General features: G+C 48.6%; 23 protein-coding genes. 13 read left to right on the top strand and 10 right to left on the bottom strand.

All coding sequences use genetic code 11. From position 1 onward, the window contains the following. The first annotated feature begins 1 nt into the window (after position 1). From HY394_05450 to HY394_05415, 8 genes are read left to right on the top strand one after another with little or no spacing between them, the layout of a single operon-like run. The gene (locus HY394_05450; protein MBI4053452.1) at positions 2 to 796 is read left to right on the top strand and encodes an exosome complex exonuclease Rrp41; all 795 of its coding nucleotides are present in this window, start codon (positions 2 to 4) and stop codon (positions 794 to 796) included. Next, positions 793 to 1,584 (top strand): exosome complex protein Rrp42, encoded by a 792-nt coding sequence (locus HY394_05445; protein ID MBI4053451.1) that lies wholly within the window; start codon positions 793 to 795, stop codon positions 1,582 to 1,584. Before HY394_05450 ends, HY394_05445 begins: the two co-directional genes overlap by 4 nt. 6 nt (positions 1,585 to 1,590) lie before the next feature. Continuing rightward, on the top strand, positions 1,591 to 1,923 hold the full coding sequence (locus HY394_05440; GenBank protein MBI4053450.1) for a 50S ribosomal protein L37ae: 333 nt from the start codon (positions 1,591 to 1,593) through the stop codon (positions 1,921 to 1,923). 6 nt (positions 1,924 to 1,929) lie between these two features. Then, positions 1,930 to 2,070: a DNA-directed RNA polymerase subunit P gene (rpoP, locus tag HY394_05435; protein ID MBI4053449.1), complete on the top strand. Its 141-nt coding sequence runs from the start codon at positions 1,930 to 1,932 to the stop codon at positions 2,068 to 2,070. Positions 2,071 to 2,088: 18 nt separating this feature from the next. After that, positions 2,089 to 2,574 carry a hypothetical protein gene (locus HY394_05430; protein ID MBI4053448.1) on the top strand — a complete coding sequence of 162 codons (486 nt, stop codon included), beginning with the start codon at positions 2,089 to 2,091 and terminating at the stop codon, positions 2,572 to 2,574. Continuing rightward, positions 2,571 to 2,816 (top strand): hypothetical protein, encoded by a 246-nt coding sequence (locus HY394_05425; GenBank protein ID MBI4053447.1) that lies wholly within the window; start codon positions 2,571 to 2,573, stop codon positions 2,814 to 2,816. Before HY394_05430 ends, HY394_05425 begins: the two co-directional genes overlap by 4 nt. 4 nt (positions 2,817 to 2,820) lie before the next feature. Continuing rightward, positions 2,821 to 3,183: a prefoldin subunit gene (locus HY394_05420; GenBank protein MBI4053446.1), complete on the top strand. Its 363-nt coding sequence runs from the start codon at positions 2,821 to 2,823 to the stop codon at positions 3,181 to 3,183. 11 nt (positions 3,184 to 3,194) lie between these two features. After that, positions 3,195 to 4,208, top strand: coding sequence for a DHH family phosphoesterase (locus tag HY394_05415; GenBank protein ID MBI4053445.1), 1,014 nt, complete (start codon positions 3,195 to 3,197; stop codon positions 4,206 to 4,208). On the opposite strand, the gene HY394_05410 is transcribed toward HY394_05415, so the two are convergent. The 3 genes from HY394_05410 to HY394_05400 all read right to left on the bottom strand — a co-directional run bounded on the left by HY394_05410 (position 4,189) and on the right by HY394_05400 (position 5,484). Next, positions 4,189 to 4,416, bottom strand: a complete 228-nt coding sequence (locus HY394_05410) for a hypothetical protein (protein MBI4053444.1) — start codon at positions 4,414 to 4,416, stop codon at positions 4,189 to 4,191. The two genes, HY394_05415 and HY394_05410, sit on opposite strands and share 20 nt — an antisense overlap. 37 nt (positions 4,417 to 4,453) lie before the next feature. Beyond that, positions 4,454 to 5,134: an HAD-IA family hydrolase gene (locus HY394_05405; GenBank protein MBI4053443.1), complete on the bottom strand. Its 681-nt coding sequence runs from the start codon at positions 5,132 to 5,134 to the stop codon at positions 4,454 to 4,456. A 110-nt stretch (positions 5,135 to 5,244) separates the two neighbouring features. Beyond that, entirely contained in the window at positions 5,245 to 5,484 is a 240-nt protein-coding gene (locus tag HY394_05400) for a hypothetical protein (protein ID MBI4053442.1), read from the bottom strand. Between the two features lie 75 nt (positions 5,485 to 5,559). On the opposite strand from HY394_05400, the gene HY394_05395 reads away from it, so the two are divergent. After that, positions 5,560 to 6,261 (top strand): YggS family pyridoxal phosphate-dependent enzyme, encoded by a 702-nt coding sequence (locus tag HY394_05395; protein MBI4053441.1) that lies wholly within the window; start codon positions 5,560 to 5,562, stop codon positions 6,259 to 6,261. Between the two features lie 19 nt (positions 6,262 to 6,280). On the opposite strand, the gene HY394_05390 is transcribed toward HY394_05395, so the two are convergent. From HY394_05390 to HY394_05375, 4 genes are all read right to left on the bottom strand, one after another. Continuing rightward, complete coding sequence (locus tag HY394_05390) at positions 6,281 to 6,691, bottom strand: hypothetical protein (GenBank protein MBI4053440.1); 411 nt, start codon at positions 6,689 to 6,691, stop codon at positions 6,281 to 6,283. A 10-nt stretch (positions 6,692 to 6,701) separates the two neighbouring features. Next, positions 6,702 to 7,799, bottom strand: a complete 1,098-nt coding sequence (locus HY394_05385; protein ID MBI4053439.1) for a hypothetical protein — start codon at positions 7,797 to 7,799, stop codon at positions 6,702 to 6,704. A gap of 78 nt (positions 7,800 to 7,877) precedes the next feature. Then, entirely contained in the window at positions 7,878 to 8,360 is a 483-nt protein-coding gene (locus tag HY394_05380; GenBank protein MBI4053438.1) for a hypothetical protein, read from the bottom strand. Positions 8,361 to 8,373: 13 nt separating this feature from the next. Then, entirely contained in the window at positions 8,374 to 8,574 is a 201-nt protein-coding gene (locus tag HY394_05375; GenBank protein MBI4053437.1) for a hypothetical protein, read from the bottom strand. Positions 8,575 to 8,829: 255 nt separating this feature from the next. On the opposite strand from HY394_05375, the gene HY394_05370 reads away from it, so the two are divergent. Both HY394_05370 and HY394_05365 read left to right on the top strand, forming a co-directional pair. Next, on the top strand, positions 8,830 to 9,414 hold the full coding sequence (locus HY394_05370; GenBank protein ID MBI4053436.1) for a hypothetical protein: 585 nt from the start codon (positions 8,830 to 8,832) through the stop codon (positions 9,412 to 9,414). Between the two features lie 92 nt (positions 9,415 to 9,506). Continuing rightward, positions 9,507 to 9,926 (top strand): PIN domain-containing protein, encoded by a 420-nt coding sequence (locus tag HY394_05365; GenBank protein ID MBI4053435.1) that lies wholly within the window; start codon positions 9,507 to 9,509, stop codon positions 9,924 to 9,926. On the opposite strand, the gene HY394_05360 is transcribed toward HY394_05365, so the two are convergent. Continuing rightward, the gene (locus HY394_05360) at positions 9,895 to 10,170 is read right to left on the bottom strand and encodes a ribbon-helix-helix protein, CopG family (GenBank protein ID MBI4053434.1); all 276 of its coding nucleotides are present in this window, start codon (positions 10,168 to 10,170) and stop codon (positions 9,895 to 9,897) included. The genes HY394_05365 and HY394_05360 overlap by 32 nt on opposite strands. Before the next feature lie 123 nt (positions 10,171 to 10,293). On the opposite strand from HY394_05360, the gene HY394_05355 reads away from it, so the two are divergent. Together HY394_05355 and HY394_05350 are read left to right on the top strand one after the other, a co-directional pair. After that, entirely contained in the window at positions 10,294 to 11,139 is an 846-nt protein-coding gene (locus HY394_05355; protein MBI4053433.1) for a hypothetical protein, read from the top strand. Positions 11,140 to 11,274: 135 nt separating this feature from the next. After that, entirely contained in the window at positions 11,275 to 12,087 is an 813-nt protein-coding gene (locus tag HY394_05350; GenBank protein MBI4053432.1) for an AAA family ATPase, read from the top strand. Here the strand turns inward: HY394_05350 and HY394_05345 are convergent. Beyond that, the gene (locus tag HY394_05345; protein MBI4053431.1) at positions 12,077 to 12,550 is read right to left on the bottom strand and encodes a hypothetical protein; all 474 of its coding nucleotides are present in this window, start codon (positions 12,548 to 12,550) and stop codon (positions 12,077 to 12,079) included. The two genes, HY394_05350 and HY394_05345, sit on opposite strands and share 11 nt — an antisense overlap. A gap of 1 nt (position 12,551) precedes the next feature. After that, complete coding sequence (locus tag HY394_05340; protein MBI4053430.1) at positions 12,552 to 14,141, bottom strand: aldehyde dehydrogenase; 1,590 nt, start codon at positions 14,139 to 14,141, stop codon at positions 12,552 to 12,554. Position 14,142: the final 1 nt, after the last annotated feature.

Below are 14,142 nucleotides of genomic sequence, written 5' to 3'. Positions count from 1 at the left end.
AATGGCGAAAACGGAAGAAAAACTGGAATACGTCAACAAGCAGGGAAAAAGGCTTGATGGCAGGAAGGCCGACGAAGTCAGGCCCATAAAAATCGAAGTCGGGGTTGTTGGAAGGGCTGCCGGCAGCTGTTACCTTGAATGGGGGCAGAACAAGATCCTCGCGGCAGTCTACGGGCCGAGGGAAGCGTTGCCGAAGCACATCCAGAATCCTTACAAGTCGCTTGTGCGCTATGTTTACAGGATGGCGTCATTTTCGGTTCCGGACAGGAAAAATCCCAAGCCCGGAAGAAGGGAAATAGAAATTTCCAAGGTTTCAGGCGAAGCGCTTGAAAGCGCGATTTTCCTGGAAAACTTTCCGAACATGACAATCGATGTCTTGGTCGAAATCCTCGACAGCAATGCTGGCACCAGGGTTGCGGCTCTTTCCGCGGCTTCGGTCGCATTGGTTGACGCGGGCATTCCCATGCGCGACATAGTGTGCGCGTGCGGGGTCGGAAAGGCAGGCGGGCACCTTCTCGCGGACCTGGACAAGGAAGAAGAGGACGCGCCGGACGCGGTTGACATACCGATGGCGATTCTTCCAAACACTGAAGAAATAGTGCTTTTGCAGATGGACGGCCTGCTCCAGAAAAAGGAATGGGACCAGCTTGTCGAATTGGGCATCAAAGGATGCAAGCAGGTCTGGGAACTCCAGAAGGAAGCGCTGAAAAAGAAATACGCCGAAGCGGAAAAAGGCGAGAGCCAAAAGCCGCAGGACAATGCTTTGGGCGGGGAAAACGCGGGGGAATTCCAATGAACGACGAAATTATCTGGGACGTTAAAACTGAAAAGGTCAGGGAAGCCCTCCGGGAAGGAAAAAGGCTTGACGGAAGAAAGCCTGAAGAGTACAGGCACATTGAAATAAAAACCGGCGTGAGTGAAAACGCTGATGGCAGCGCGACCGTAACGCTTGGCGGCTGCAAGGTCATTGCAGGCGTAAAGTTCGTGCCGGGCCTGCCATACCCCGACTCGCCCGACGAAGGCACGATTTCAGTCGGCATAGAGCTCTTGCAGCTGGCATCGCCGTCATTCGAATCCGGCCCGCCGGGAGAAGAGGCAATAGAACTTTCAAGGGTCGTTGACAGGGGCATAAGGGAGTCCAAATGCATTGACTTCAAGGACCTCTGCATAAGGGAAAAAGAGCTTGTCTGGGTCGTGTTCATTGACCTGTACGCGCTCAACGACGACGGCAACCTCTACGATGCGGCGTCAATAGCCGCTTTGGCGGCGCTTGAAAACGCCAGGATTCCGAAGCTCAAGGACGACAAGATAGTCAAAGGCGAATACGACGGAAAGCTGAAGCTTTCAAGGAAGCCATTGCTGTCAACGTTCGCAAAAATCGGCGGCACTGTTGTTGCCGATCCGGACCTCGCGGAATGGCATGCGCTTGACGCAAGGTTCTCGGTCGCTACAACAGAGGACGGTTACCTGCCGGCCTTCCAGAAAGGCGGTGGCCACGGCGCATTCTCCAGGCAGGAAATCGACAGCATCATTGACATCGCGCTGAAAAACTCGAAGGAAATAAGGAAAAAGCATTTCAGGTGAGATTCCATGGGCAGAACGAAAAAAGTGTCCGACACCGGAAGGTTCGGTCCAAGATACGGCGTGGGCATACGCAAGAGAATACTCAAAATAGAGCAGAAGCAGAAGAAAAAATTCGCGTGCCCGGCGTGCGGCGCGGAAAAAGTGAAAAGGCTGGCGGCAGGAATGTTCACCTGCACCAAATGCGGCCACAAGTTCGCGGGCGGCGCCTACGTGCCGGAAACCCTGCCTGGCGGGGCAGTCAAGAAAATGGTGGCGCAAAAGTCCTTCTCGCAGGGCCTTGAAGAAATAATCGAAACCGAAGAGGAACAGCTTGAAGGCACAGAAGAACAGGAAAACTGACAAGGAGTGGTCAAATTGTACAAATGCGGAAAATGCGGCGCGGCAATAAACGCGCTATACGACGGGCCGATAAGATGCCCGGCATGCGCCTACAAGGTGCTGTACAAAGTGCGCGACCCGGTCGCAAAGGAACTCACGGCCAGGTAAAATCCAGAAGGTTACGAATTGCTTGCCTTTTCGACTTCCAGACAGCCGGGCATGATCAGCAGGCGCCTTGCATCCGACCTCGCCAGGTCGTTTCCCGGATCCGCGTACATTCCACGAGGCAAACAGTCCCTTGAAGGGCTGGCGGAAAAATGCCGCTCAAAAGGCTTTTCCCGCCTGTGCGTTGTGCAGGAATCCCACGGCAACCCCTCGGCATTCGCATTTTTCGGAACCGCAGGCGAAAAACTTGAACGGTTAGGCGAATTCAACGCCAAAGTCATAAAGACGCGTTCCGGCTTCGCGAAAAACAGGGAAAAATTCAACTCACTGTCATTCAGCGTAATTTCATCCGACGGCGCAAAAACCTTCATGCAGGCAACGCTTGCCGAAAACTCGGCTGGCGCGCCACTTGAAATGCGCGAATACGCCGGCCACCTGTCGTTTTTTTGCCGCGGCAAGGAAATCGGCCCGGTTTTCTCAGTGACCAGGAAAGCGGAAACAGCATGAACGCAAAATACTCCATTCAATCCGAAATAACCTTCGCCTCCGCAAAAAACGCCCAGGCCGCCTTCGAAGCCCTCAAGCCCGAACTCGGCCAGGCCCATGAAACAAGGGCGAAGACGGATATTAAACTTAAAAACAATTCGCTGGCCCTAAATATTGCGGCGCTTGACAAGGCGGCTTTAAGGGCATCCTTCAATTCATTCGCAAAATCAATCATTCTCATCACACGCTTTTTGGAGGTGTAATCTGATGGTTTCAAAGGAACAGCAGCAACAGCTCGCAACCGAATTCGAGCGCAACAGGGCGCAGCTAATGAACGTTTCCGCGCAAAAACAGCAATTGCAGTTCCAGTCCGACACTCTCGGCAGCGCGCTGGAAGAGCTTGCAAAGACAGGCGAAAAAAAGGTCTACAAGGCGGTCGGCAACATTCTCGTGCTGTCCGAAGTCGACAAGGTCAAAAAAGAGCTGTCCGAAGAAAAGGAAACCTCGGACCTCAGGGTAAAGTCGCTGCTGAAGCAGGAAGAAAACATTGTCGCAAAGCTCAACAGGATAAAAGCGCAGATTGAAGGAAAAACCGAGGCAAAGGAAACAGCATCATCTGACATTTCCTGAACGTGACCAGATTGTTCCCATCGCTGAAACAATTCCGGGGCAAAATCGCCATAATCACGCATTCCGGCGCGGACGCCGACGCATTCTGCTCCGCGGCAGCACTGTTTCTCTCAATGCCAAAAACCCCGAAGCCGCGAATAGTCGTGCCAGATCACATGAACCAGCAGGCGAAAAGCCTGTCCGAAAAACTCGGCATCCCGTTCCAAATAAACGCTTCGCTTGAAGGATTCGGCACTGCAATCTGCGTCGACTTCCAGGGCACCGACACGGCCGGAACAATGCAGAACGCAATCCGCAATTTCAAGGGAAAGCTTTTCTGCATCGACCACCACCTGCCAGAAAAAAACCTGCCGATGCCGAAGCAAAACGCATTGCTCGACCCCGAAGCAGTGTCGGCAACACAGGTTGTCTTCAGCCTGCTCTGCCGCAACAATGCAAAAGTCTCCAAAAAAGCCGCAACCCTCATTGCATTGGGCATAATCGACGATTCCGCCAACCTGCTTGTTTCGACTCCCGAATCACTGCAATGCCTGGCGGAATGCCTGAAGCTGTCCGGCCTTTCGATTTCAGAGCTGAGGCGCATGCTCGAACATAATGATCCATTAGGCGAAAGGATTGCCAAAATAAAGGCAATGCAAAGGACACAATTGTTCCGGCACGAAAACGCGCTCATAGCCGCAACCGAAATCGGCTCCTATGAGGCGGACGTGGCTCTCGCGCTCGTGGGATTGGGCGCCGACGTCGCCTTTGCAGCAAGCTTTGACGAAAAAAGCAAAGAGCTCAGGATTTCCGCGCGTGCAAACAACGTTTTCCTGAAAAAAACCGGCCTGAGCCTGGCAAAAGACGTCATGCAGAAGCTGCCGCAAAAATTCTCCGGTTCCGGCGGCGGGCACGATGGCGCGGCTGCCTTCAACTCAAAAGCCGAATCATTCCAGCCAGCGCTCGACGAATGCGTAAAACTCGCAACGCAGTTCATCGAAAAGGCTTTCAAGGAAAAACCGGAACTCAAAGAAGGTTTTTCCTGAAAACATTCTGCGTCAGCCGCGTGAGCACGAAGCCGAGGGCGAAAACAAACAAAGCCAGGTAAACGAGGTTCTCCCACCTCCGGGTTTTCAGGAAAAAGAAAATGAGGTCGGTGCTCCAAAGCCTGAGCTTCACGTAAAAAAACACGAAAATCGTGAGCGCAAGCAGAACAATGAAAACCCGTTCCAGGAAAACACCAAGCCTCGCCACAAGCCCACCTTTTACAAGATTTGAGCGCTCCGCAATATTAAACTATTGAAAGTATGCCGGAAATGCTGTCAAGCTCGAAATCCGCCTTCTCCTTCCCTTCCACGACCTGGCCGTACTTTGCAAGCGCGGTCTTCATGCCCACTTTTTTCGCGCCTGCAATGTCGCGCCCAGGATTGTCGCCGACGAAAAGGATTTCCTCGGGCTTTAGGCCGAGCATTTTGAGCGCCTGCTTGAACGGCAGTTCGCTCGGCTTCAACTCCCCGGTGTCTTCCAGTGCGATGACAACATCGAAAAAATCCGAAAGGTTCATTTCGGCAAGGCGCAGCCACGCCTGCTTTTTCGGGGCGTCGCTGACAATGCCGAGCTTCAGGCCCTTCTCCTTGAGCTTGATTAAAGTGAAATGCACCCTCGGATAGGTTGAAATGTGCCCGGCTTTAACGCGCCTGTACGCCACAATCCCCTCGGACAAAATCTTGTAGTCCACTTTCCCCATTTCCTTTTTCAAAAAAACCTCGAAAATGCCCTGGTTCTCTATGCCGTGCTCTTCGTACAGGGCAAACAGCCTTTCCATCGCAACCTTCTCCTCCAGACCGAGGCCAGCGTTCACCATCGCCGAAACCGCGGCCTCCGAGCTTAAGCGCTTCATCCGCATGAAATCGACCAGCGTATTGTCCAGGTCAAACAGCACTGCCTTCAGCATACGCAAGTTGTCATGCAAAAAAAATTAAAACCCGCCAGAAGCGAAAAAAGCGGAAAACAGAAAAAAGGGCCCCGCAAAAGGGCCCGACAAAAAAAGGTTATAAAAAGCCCTGACAAAATCAGAGGACTTTACTTTTTCTTTTTAGCTTTCTTTTTCTTTGCCATTTTGAATCCTCCCAAAAAAATTCCTAATTGATAAAAAACCTTTCTAGTATTTAAATGTTCGTCTTGTTTGGAATTTTTTTTGGATTTTTTCCGCACAAAAGTTTTTTTTCCGCCAAAAATATTTTTTTGGAATGCAAAAAATTTTACAGGTGAAAAAATTTTGGACTGCCCGAAATGCAAAACGCGAATGCTGCGCGCCGGCATAGGCGAAATCGTGCAGGGAAAGGTTTTCGCAACACTCGAATGCCCTGCATGCCATTTCCGGGTGCAGGCGGAACCGTGAGCATGATGCTGCAGAACACTCGCCCGGCCAAAAACCTCGGCAATGCAAGGCAGAAAATCGCCGAAGCCTGCCGCCGCGCCGGCAGAAATGAATCCGAAATAACACTGCTGCCGGTTTCAAAAGGAAGAAGCATTTCGCAGATTGAATCGCTGATATCCTTGGGCTTCAATGCCTTCGGCGAAAACTACGCAAACGAGCTCTTGGAAAAGCGCGAACTGCTTGCCGCGCACAAATTTTTTCCGGAATGGCATTTCATTGGCCACCTTCAGTCTAACAAGGCCGCAAAAATCGTTCCCATAGCTTCAATGATCCAGTCAGTCGACTCGGAAAAGCTCGCAGGCAAAATCTCAAACGCCGCGGCTTCAACCGGAAAAACGCAAAACATACTGGTCGAAGTCAACATCGGCGGGGAAATGCAAAAATTCGGCGTTCCGCCCGGCGAAACGGTTGAACTCTGCAAAAAAATCCTCGTTCTGCCTAACGTAAGGCTTTGCGGCCTGATGTGCATGGCGCCGCTCGCGGAACCGGAACAGGCGGGGCAGCACTTCAAAAAAATGTTCTCCCTGTTCGAACGCGCGAAAAAAGAGCTTGGCGCCGGTTCGTTCATCGTGCTTTCAATGGGAATGACAAACGACTTCGAAGCCGCAATCGAAGAGGGAAGCACGATGGTCCGCATCGGCAGGGCGCTGTTTGAGTGAAAAGCCCGCCCGCTTTTTTTCAGACAAGGCAGACGGTCTTTTTGCCGATTTTTATTTTAGTGCGCTCCGCGTATTTGACAAGATAGTATACAGTGCTTTTCGGAATGCCGGTCACTTTCTCGATGTGCCTCATCGACATCCCATCCTTCGCCATTTCAATCGCCTGCGCCATTTTGTTCAATTCCACTTCAATCGCCCTTCCCCTGTTTCCCGTGACGTGCAATGCAACGCCCTTGTCCTCCAAAAGCTTTTTCGTCCTGGCCGGCATGCGCCTGATGCAAGACCCGTTGGTTGAAACGTCCCTGAGGCCCCTGCATTTGGCGAACAGCTTTTTCAGTTCCGACAATTTGATCGGCCTGACAAGGTGGATGCTTTGCGCGTCAGCCGGAACGCCTTTCACGTCATCCGGATAAAAAACAACCTGCCGCATCCAACCGCCTTCACAGCCTTTTCAGCTTCCTGCCGATGGAGGAAATGCGTTCGCGCAACCCCATCTTCGGGGCCTTCCGCCGCGCCCCGGAAATTTTTTCCCTGAGGTGCAAGGCAGGAATCCTTTTCCTTGCCTTGGCAAGGCGTTCCCGCAAAGCCATTTTCGGCATCCTTTTCCTGATCCTGTCCGCGACGCGGTTTGAGGTTATCGCTTTTTTGGTGGCATAGCCCAGGCCCTGCACGACCTCTTTTCTCGTGATTGGCTGCAAAAACTTTTCATACCTGCCCTTTCCGATTTTTTTGGTCTGCGGGCCGATCCAGGCAATGCCCTTCCTATTTTTCACGCAATCCAAAACATCCTTTGCGTTTGCAGGCCTCCTGCCGAGCCTGAACCTGATTATGCCGGAGCCAATCCTGTCCTGATGGTGCGCGTCGCTGCCGGCGGTGATGAAAGAAGCCTGCTGCGCCAAAGCCATTGCCTTGACGCACCTTTCAACCATTTCCCTGCTTTTGGACTCAAGCCTTTTCTGCAACGCACCAGTGACCCGGTTTATGCGGATTTTTTTCGCAAACCTGTTCCTTCCAAGAAAATCCAGAAAATTTATCGGCTTCCTGAACCACGCCGTGCCGTAAACGAATTCCGACATGTGCGCGACCAATCCATTGTACGCTTCAACCCCGACCTTTCCGCTCCGCACAAGCGCCTTCAGTTTCTTTTCCCCTGCCATGAACGCGGCGCTGTCGCTGTCAAAACCCCAAGGATGGGCTATGACAAGCAGGAAACCATGCTCTTCCGCAATCTTTAACGCACTCTCCATGGGCAATTCCCACCGCCTCAGCTCTTTCAGCGAAAAAATGGTTTCAGCATCTGTTGCGAGGCACAAAACATGGCCGAAATCGGTGTTGAGTTCCATGCCAGGAACCAAGACAATGCCCTTCGGCTGCAATTCCCTTAACTTGCGGTAAGACTTTTCCGCATCCAAATGCGCGTGCTCCGTAATCGCAATGACATCCAGGCGCTTCGCCTTGGCGGAAGCCCACCACCTGGCAGGGTCAAGGTTCTTCTCAACCAAATGATTATGCAAATCCATTGAAACTTCGACGGCCATGCAATCACATTAATGCGAAAACCGCTTTTTTTGGCTTTCGCCCAATTTTCCAAACAAATATTTTTGGCCAAGCAATGCCTAAGCATGCAAATCCAATCCGACCCTGGCCCCCGGCAGGCCCAACGCCATTCTAAGCCTGTCAAGCTCGGCAATTTTCCCCACTATTTGTCCAGAATTATCCTCTCCGCCAAGGCTTGCACGCCTGCGCGCTTCCGCCTGCAACTGCGCGATTTCGGATTCAAGCGCCTTGATTCTGGCGCTTGCCGCCCGTCGTTCACGCCTCAACTCCCTCGCAACCGCCAAATGGAACCGCAGCTCCGCCATCAAAGCCGCCTTTTTTTCACTGTTCTCCGGAGCGTTGATTTTTGGTTCGCCCAGTCGGGCTTGCAAGGCTTCTATATGGCTGAAATGCCGCGCAATCTCGTGGTCAAGCGGCACCTCTGGAAAATGAACGCCTTCATACCGCACGCCCCCGCCTTCGACAATGCGCTGCGCAAGATGCCGCGCAACCTCCTGCGCCGTGCCCGGCTCATGCCTTATTCCGGTCGCCCTGTCTTTCAAGACACGCGGAACCCTACTTGTCAATTTTTTTCCCACCAAGAGCCTTTCTTCTCAAAACTTCCAGCACCCGCCCATAAAATGCGACCCCGTTTCTGTCACCCGAAGTGCGGCACACGCGAATCTCATCCTCGACGGCTCTAATGGCGTTCGGAACAGTTGTTCCTTGAAGAAAATAACCGGCATGCGTCTCAGGCCTGCTTTCAGGTTCAGCCATGGCCCTGCTTAGAAGCCGCGCCTTCCAAGACAAAACAGGCCAGACTGCACGGTTTCCGGGTTTGACGCCAAACGGGTATGCTTTTGAGCCTGCGTTTTTTACCAACGCCGGCAATTTTGGCTTTCCCTGCCGATTGCCACGCCCACCAGATGTTCCGCCAGCCATCGTCAAATAATACTGTTTAACCCCTTTTTAGGATTTATCCCGCAAAAACCTTTTTCCGAGCCATTTTTAAGCAAAAAAGCGGAAAAGTATATGCTGGCAAAAGGCGGTCTCATGCTCAACTCTTTTCTGGACAAATTTGTTGTTACGAACAACCTCAAATACAAAAACAACAACTTCTATTTGATTGACACGCAGTTCCTGATGGTTCCAACCGAAATACTCGTTTCCATAACCGCAAAAGCCAGCCAAGACGAGGCAAAAAAAATCTATTATGCGGTAAAACAGGCGACACAGGAAAAGCTCATGGAAAAATTCAACATCGACTTCGGCCTCCAAGGGCAGAAAGGCCTTGAACTGGTTGAAACAATCTTTACCGCCTTCGGCTGGGGCCAATTGCAAAACATCGATTTGGACTTCGACAAAAAACAGGCAATAGTGACAGTCGCAAACAGTCCCTTCGCTGAAAACCTGCAAGGCAAAACACAAGCCGAAACAGACCACTTGATTCGCGGAATCCTCGCAGGCCTGTTCTCAAAATTCTTCTCCGCGGACATGGAATGCGTCGAACTCGAATGCTCTGCCTTGGGCGGCCAGGCATGCAAATTCGTGCTCAAGGAAAAACACGCATTCAACTGGGACAACGACAAGACAAGGCAGCAGCTGGAGCCGGAATAAGGCAAAAGCCGCAACCTGCAACCAATTAAGCGGAACGTTGTTTGACGAAAAAAGCGTTAGCTTAAAATCCGCTTTTTTGCGGCTTTTTCCTGATGCGCCTGTATCTCGACTCCAATGTTTTCATTTCGCTTGTAAGGGAAGAGATTGATTCATCCTTCAATCTTCTGGGGACAGACAGCGAAAATTTCTTTATTTGGGCGAGAAAAGCTGGTTCCACGATGCTCGTTTCGAGAATGTTTCTGGATGAAATTTTTCATGTGCTCTCCCTGCCGGAAAAGGCGGTCTTTGAAGAGTTGGAATGCTTCATGCTGAATTTGGAAACCTGCAAAAAGGCGCCAAGCGAAGCACTTGTTTTGAAAATTTCGCGGAACTGCGGCCTGCACTGGGCGGATTCCGCGCATGTGGCATACGCCGTTGAAAACAATGCGGATAAAATCGTCACCTGGAACCTGAAGGATTTCAAAAAGGCCGAAAGCTTTGTCAGGTGCGTTTCGCCCGCTCACTTTTTATAACTTCCATTGCCAATGCATCCCGTTCTTCTGAAGTCATCGGCCGGAAAACGGCTTTTTTTCTCAGGCGCGCAACGCCTTCACGGATTGCCTTCAGGTCCTCACTCTGTTCAACCAGCCCAGACAAGTTCTTCCTGATGGCATCCTTCAAAAACTCGCTCCTCGAAGAATACAAGCCGGAAGAGGCAATCGCAGAATCAATGCTTTTGGCAAGCCGCTCGTCGACTGCAACGGAAAGCATTTTCATGGTTAATAACAGGTTAATAATCTGTTATAAAGCTATGGTTTTGGCAGAACGCCTTAGCGTCTGGCATCCGGCCGAAAAAACCTTTAAATTCGCCTTGCCACAATAAAGTCTTGGTGCTATTGCTTGGATAAGGCTTTTTCCGCGAAAAACTCGACAAAAGACCTAATTCTTGGCGTTCTGGGCGAGGAATGGCCGCTGACCGCAAAACAAATCCATGCGCGCGTTTCGCGCAATTCAGGCAAAAGCGTTTCCTACCAGGCAGTGCACAAAACCGTTGCGCAAATGCTTTCCGAAGGAGTGCTCGCAAAAAACGGGAAAAACTATTCGATAAGCGAATCCTACATCAAAAAACTCAAGCAGTCCGCGCACGCCCTCGAATCAAAGTATTCCGGCCAGCCGGAACAGGACTTTTCCGCAATGCTCAAAAAGGATGCGACAGTCTTCCACTTCCACGGCATACTCGAACTGGCCCGCTTTCTCATCGGCGGCCTGATGCAGGTTCCGAACCCGGAAAACAAGCCCACGATTTTCCTGACCGCTCCGGTTTACTCGATTGTGGGAATAAAAGACGAGGACTACAAGGAACTGACCGAACATTTTCGAAAAACCCCGACCTATTGCTTCTGCGCCGAAAAAAACTTTTTGGACAAAATGTTTGCGGATGCGCTCAAAAAGCTCGGTATAAACGAAGTGCACTTCGTCGGCAATCCGGCTTCCGCATTGCAGGACGTTTTTGTTGCAGGCGACTTCGTCTGCCACGTCTGGTTCGAGCCGACCTTTAGGCAGGCATGGTTTGAACAGAACCGCATACCAAAAGACCTTGAAAGCTTTGACCTTGGCGAACACTTGGCAAAAATGCGCGACTATCCCGCGCCTATAACTGCCATAGTCGCAAAAGATCCGGCTTTGGCGGACCAGATAAGGGAAGCCTACCTCGGCAAGCAGGCGAAGTTTTTCAGGAAAGTTTGAACCGTTGGCCTTTTTTTCGGCCGATTAGCGCTTTTTTTGCCTGCCAGCCGCCTTGCCAAATCCAAAAAAGCTTAAATACGACCTTTGCCGTTTAGTTAATCAGTTATAGTTGTTTTTGTTCGGTGGTGTTTTTTCGTGGAGAGCAAGGCTAAGGCTAGTAATTTGGAGAACAAGGTCAAAACCGGCATTCAGGGTTTGGACAAGGCATTGCACGGCGGCATCCCGGCCGGCAACCTCGTGCTTATTTCAGGCGGCGCGGGAACGGGAAAATCAACGCTTTGCCTCCAGTTTTTGATTAACGGCGCCAAGCTTTTCGGAGAAAAAGGATTGTACATTTCCACTGAACAGACAGTTGAAGAATTGCACCGGCAGGCCGAAGGCTTCGGCTGGGACTTGGATGAACTGGAAACAAGGCATTTGTTCAAAATCAAATACTTTGACATAACCGGCGGAGACAATTTCATCAAAAAAGTCGACGAAATGGTCGCAGAATTCCAGCCAAAACGCATTGTCGTGGACTCCATGACAACCCTGACTGATGCTTTGCTGATTTCCGGCCTGACGGAAGACTCGGCATTCTCATTGGTGCAGGTGGCTGAAAGTGTTTCACCCATACCGCGCACGGAACAAGTCATAGCGAAAAGCATTCTCTTCCGTTTAATTCAGGAACTCAAAAAATACGGGAAAACAGCCTTGCTGACATCCGAATTGCCGGAAGAAGGAGGCAGATTATCTGCGGATGGGATAAGCGAATTTATTACTGATGGCGTGATTATTGTTAATATTCAAGAGATAGCAAGAAAAAGCGTAAGAAGCCTTAAGATCAGAAAAATGAGGCAAACAAACCACAATTTAGATAGCCTATTGATGGAATTAACGCCGACTGGTTTGGAAGTTAAAGATGAGAATGTTTTCAGCGGGGAAAAAATCTCTGGAATTACTCGCTAGTCAAAACAAATTGGCAGTATTCGTTCCCTTTTGAAGCACATTTGATTTCTTGGCATTCGAATTTTTTCTTGAGTGAGTCAGAAAAAATAGTTGCCAAATATCCTCTTGTGCGGTGGCAGGATACGTTATTGGTAGTGGAATTTTTTATTACTACTTCGTGTTTGCTTTTTTTCTGATCAAAATCTGGTATTTGTATTTGCCCCATCCCAAGTACTTCTGCCAGTTCCAACATAAAATCGAGCCGTTCTAAATCTTTCATCTGTCTTTCTATCAATATTTTAATTATCGGTTCGGGGATTTTTTTAGATAGGCTGTAAATTTCATCTGTTGATAGTTTTTCCTCTAATTTTAAAACAAAATCGCTTGGCAACAAAAATGCGGCAGTGTTGAATAGATTTATCTTGCCATCTTCTCCGAAACTTAGGAGATCTGCAAATAACAATTCTTCTGCTTTCTTGTGCATATTATACCGCGGGTCTATATGGGTGTTTCTTTAGCTCGCTTTTTTGGATGTGTACTACATGAGGTTTCGTTAATTGCATTATATAATCATTCCCTTCGTGAATTATCCCATCTACGTCTGTTGTAGGGTGGTTAATTTTCAGATGGTGTGCCTTAAGCTTTGCTTTCATGTGCTCGTGGTTGTTAGTGAAAATGCTAATGGCTAGTTTGTTACTTTCTTTCGCCGCGATATTTGCTTCCCGGACGGCATCCTCAAATGTTTCGGATTTTTTTATTGCTAAAATGTATGCTGGTATTTCGTTGATTAATAATTCTGAATGTATGTCTTTAGTTGTTACTAAACGAGGAGTCACTTGGGTGTCACTTAATTTTTTGCCACCTGCGATAGTTTGAGTAAGCCCAGATAATGTCAATTCATTAATTCTCTTTGACATATAATCTATCGTACCTTTGTTTATCAAACCAATTTCAGTTTTTTCATCCAACGGGTCGCCGGTTTTATTTTCCAATTCTGCAAATTTGCTTTTTAATAATTCTATGATGGGCAGGAATGCTTTTTCTGTTACAAAAAGCGCTTTCATCGAATTGCAACCAATAGGGTATGTCATTGAGGACTCTAGTATTAAATCTACTGCCTTTTTAGGTTCAAAGTCGCTATCCACAATTCCGGCACACCGCCCAGAGGCGTGTCTTAATACTATTTTTGATGCGAAGTGATCTATTGTCTGGTCTTCTATATATTCTTGGGCGTCATCAGTTGATTTATTCAACATGTCTAGAACTTTTTTCACTAATTTTTGATTTATATTATTCTCGTTAGTCATAATTTTTTGTAGATTAAGCATTTTTCTATGTTCCAATCTGAGCAACTGATCTACAGTTTTATCGTCCCCAAATGGCCAAATTACCTTAGCAGCATCGCATAACTTGAAATTATGCGTGTTTGATAATTTATTTTCTGAATCAAAATAAATTACATTTAAAGCGTTTTGTGGATAACCGGCATTGATAATTGCAGTAATAACCTTTGTTGCAGGCACGCAATCAAATTTACTTGGTTTTATGATGCCGGGGATGCCTAAAATAGTTAAAATTGTTGAAACCAACGTCGTTGTTCTCGGGTCATTTGATGGAGTTATTGCATATACAAATCCATTAACTGGGTGGCGAAATTCAATTTTGTGAAACGTTTCTTTTTCATATAGGTCTCTTGCGATTATTCCGTTTATTACTCCATATCGATTTACCCCAATGGTTGGCAGGTTTTCTAAAAGTTGTGGTATTTCTTCAAGGTATTTAGAAATATATTTTATTGGCATGCCAGTCATTTTTACAACAGACTTTTTTTCTTTATCTGAAAATTTTATTGTTTTTGCAGCTTTCGTCAATATTTCCTGCCGATCTTCAAACTTTAACTTTTCACATTCTTCTACCGCAAGTTTTGCTTTTGATATCGCAACACTAATATCTGCAAAATTAGAATCGGCTATTGAGTATTGGAAATCCTCATAAAATGGGCTTACGGCAGTAAAATATTTGCCACTTAACGTGAGTTGCTTTCCGCCTATAATATTATCAAATTTATTTTCCATT

The sequence above is a fragment of the Candidatus Diapherotrites archaeon genome, from assembly GCA_016205145.1.
GTDB lineage: Archaea > Iainarchaeota > Iainarchaeia > Iainarchaeales > JACQJH01 > JACQJH01.
Note: the sequence above shows the minus strand (reverse complement) of the source record. Positions and strands in the feature narration are given on the sequence as shown.

Bases quoted from the DNA above. Each gene is read 5' to 3' on its own strand.
- HY394_05450 (MBI4053452.1), top strand. From the start codon at position 2: ATGGCGAAAACGGAAGAAAAACTGGAATACGTCAACAAGCAGGGAAAA.
- HY394_05445 (MBI4053451.1), top strand. From the start codon at position 793: ATGAACGACGAAATTATCTGGGACGTTAAAACTGAAAAGGTCAGGGAA.
- HY394_05440 (MBI4053450.1), top strand. From the start codon at position 1,591: ATGGGCAGAACGAAAAAAGTGTCCGACACCGGAAGGTTCGGTCCAAGA.
- HY394_05425 (MBI4053447.1), top strand. From the start codon at position 2,571: ATGAACGCAAAATACTCCATTCAATCCGAAATAACCTTCGCCTCCGCA.
- HY394_05420 (MBI4053446.1), top strand. From the start codon at position 2,821: ATGGTTTCAAAGGAACAGCAGCAACAGCTCGCAACCGAATTCGAGCGC.
- HY394_05400 (MBI4053442.1), bottom strand. From the start codon at position 5,484: ATGCCGGCGCGCAGCATTCGCGTTTTGCATTTCGGGCAGTCCAAAATT.
- HY394_05390 (MBI4053440.1), bottom strand. From the start codon at position 6,691: ATGCGGCAGGTTGTTTTTTATCCGGATGACGTGAAAGGCGTTCCGGCT.
- HY394_05385 (MBI4053439.1), bottom strand. From the start codon at position 7,799: ATGGCCGTCGAAGTTTCAATGGATTTGCATAATCATTTGGTTGAGAAG.
- HY394_05375 (MBI4053437.1), bottom strand. From the start codon at position 8,574: ATGGCTGAACCTGAAAGCAGGCCTGAGACGCATGCCGGTTATTTTCTT.
- HY394_05370 (MBI4053436.1), top strand. From the start codon at position 8,830: ATGCTGGCAAAAGGCGGTCTCATGCTCAACTCTTTTCTGGACAAATTT.
- HY394_05365 (MBI4053435.1), top strand. From the start codon at position 9,507: ATGCGCCTGTATCTCGACTCCAATGTTTTCATTTCGCTTGTAAGGGAA.
- HY394_05360 (MBI4053434.1), bottom strand. From the start codon at position 10,170: ATGAAAATGCTTTCCGTTGCAGTCGACGAGCGGCTTGCCAAAAGCATT.
- HY394_05345 (MBI4053431.1), bottom strand. From the start codon at position 12,550: ATGCACAAGAAAGCAGAAGAATTGTTATTTGCAGATCTCCTAAGTTTC.
- HY394_05340 (MBI4053430.1), bottom strand. From the start codon at position 14,141: ATGGAAAATAAATTTGATAATATTATAGGCGGAAAGCAACTCACGTTA.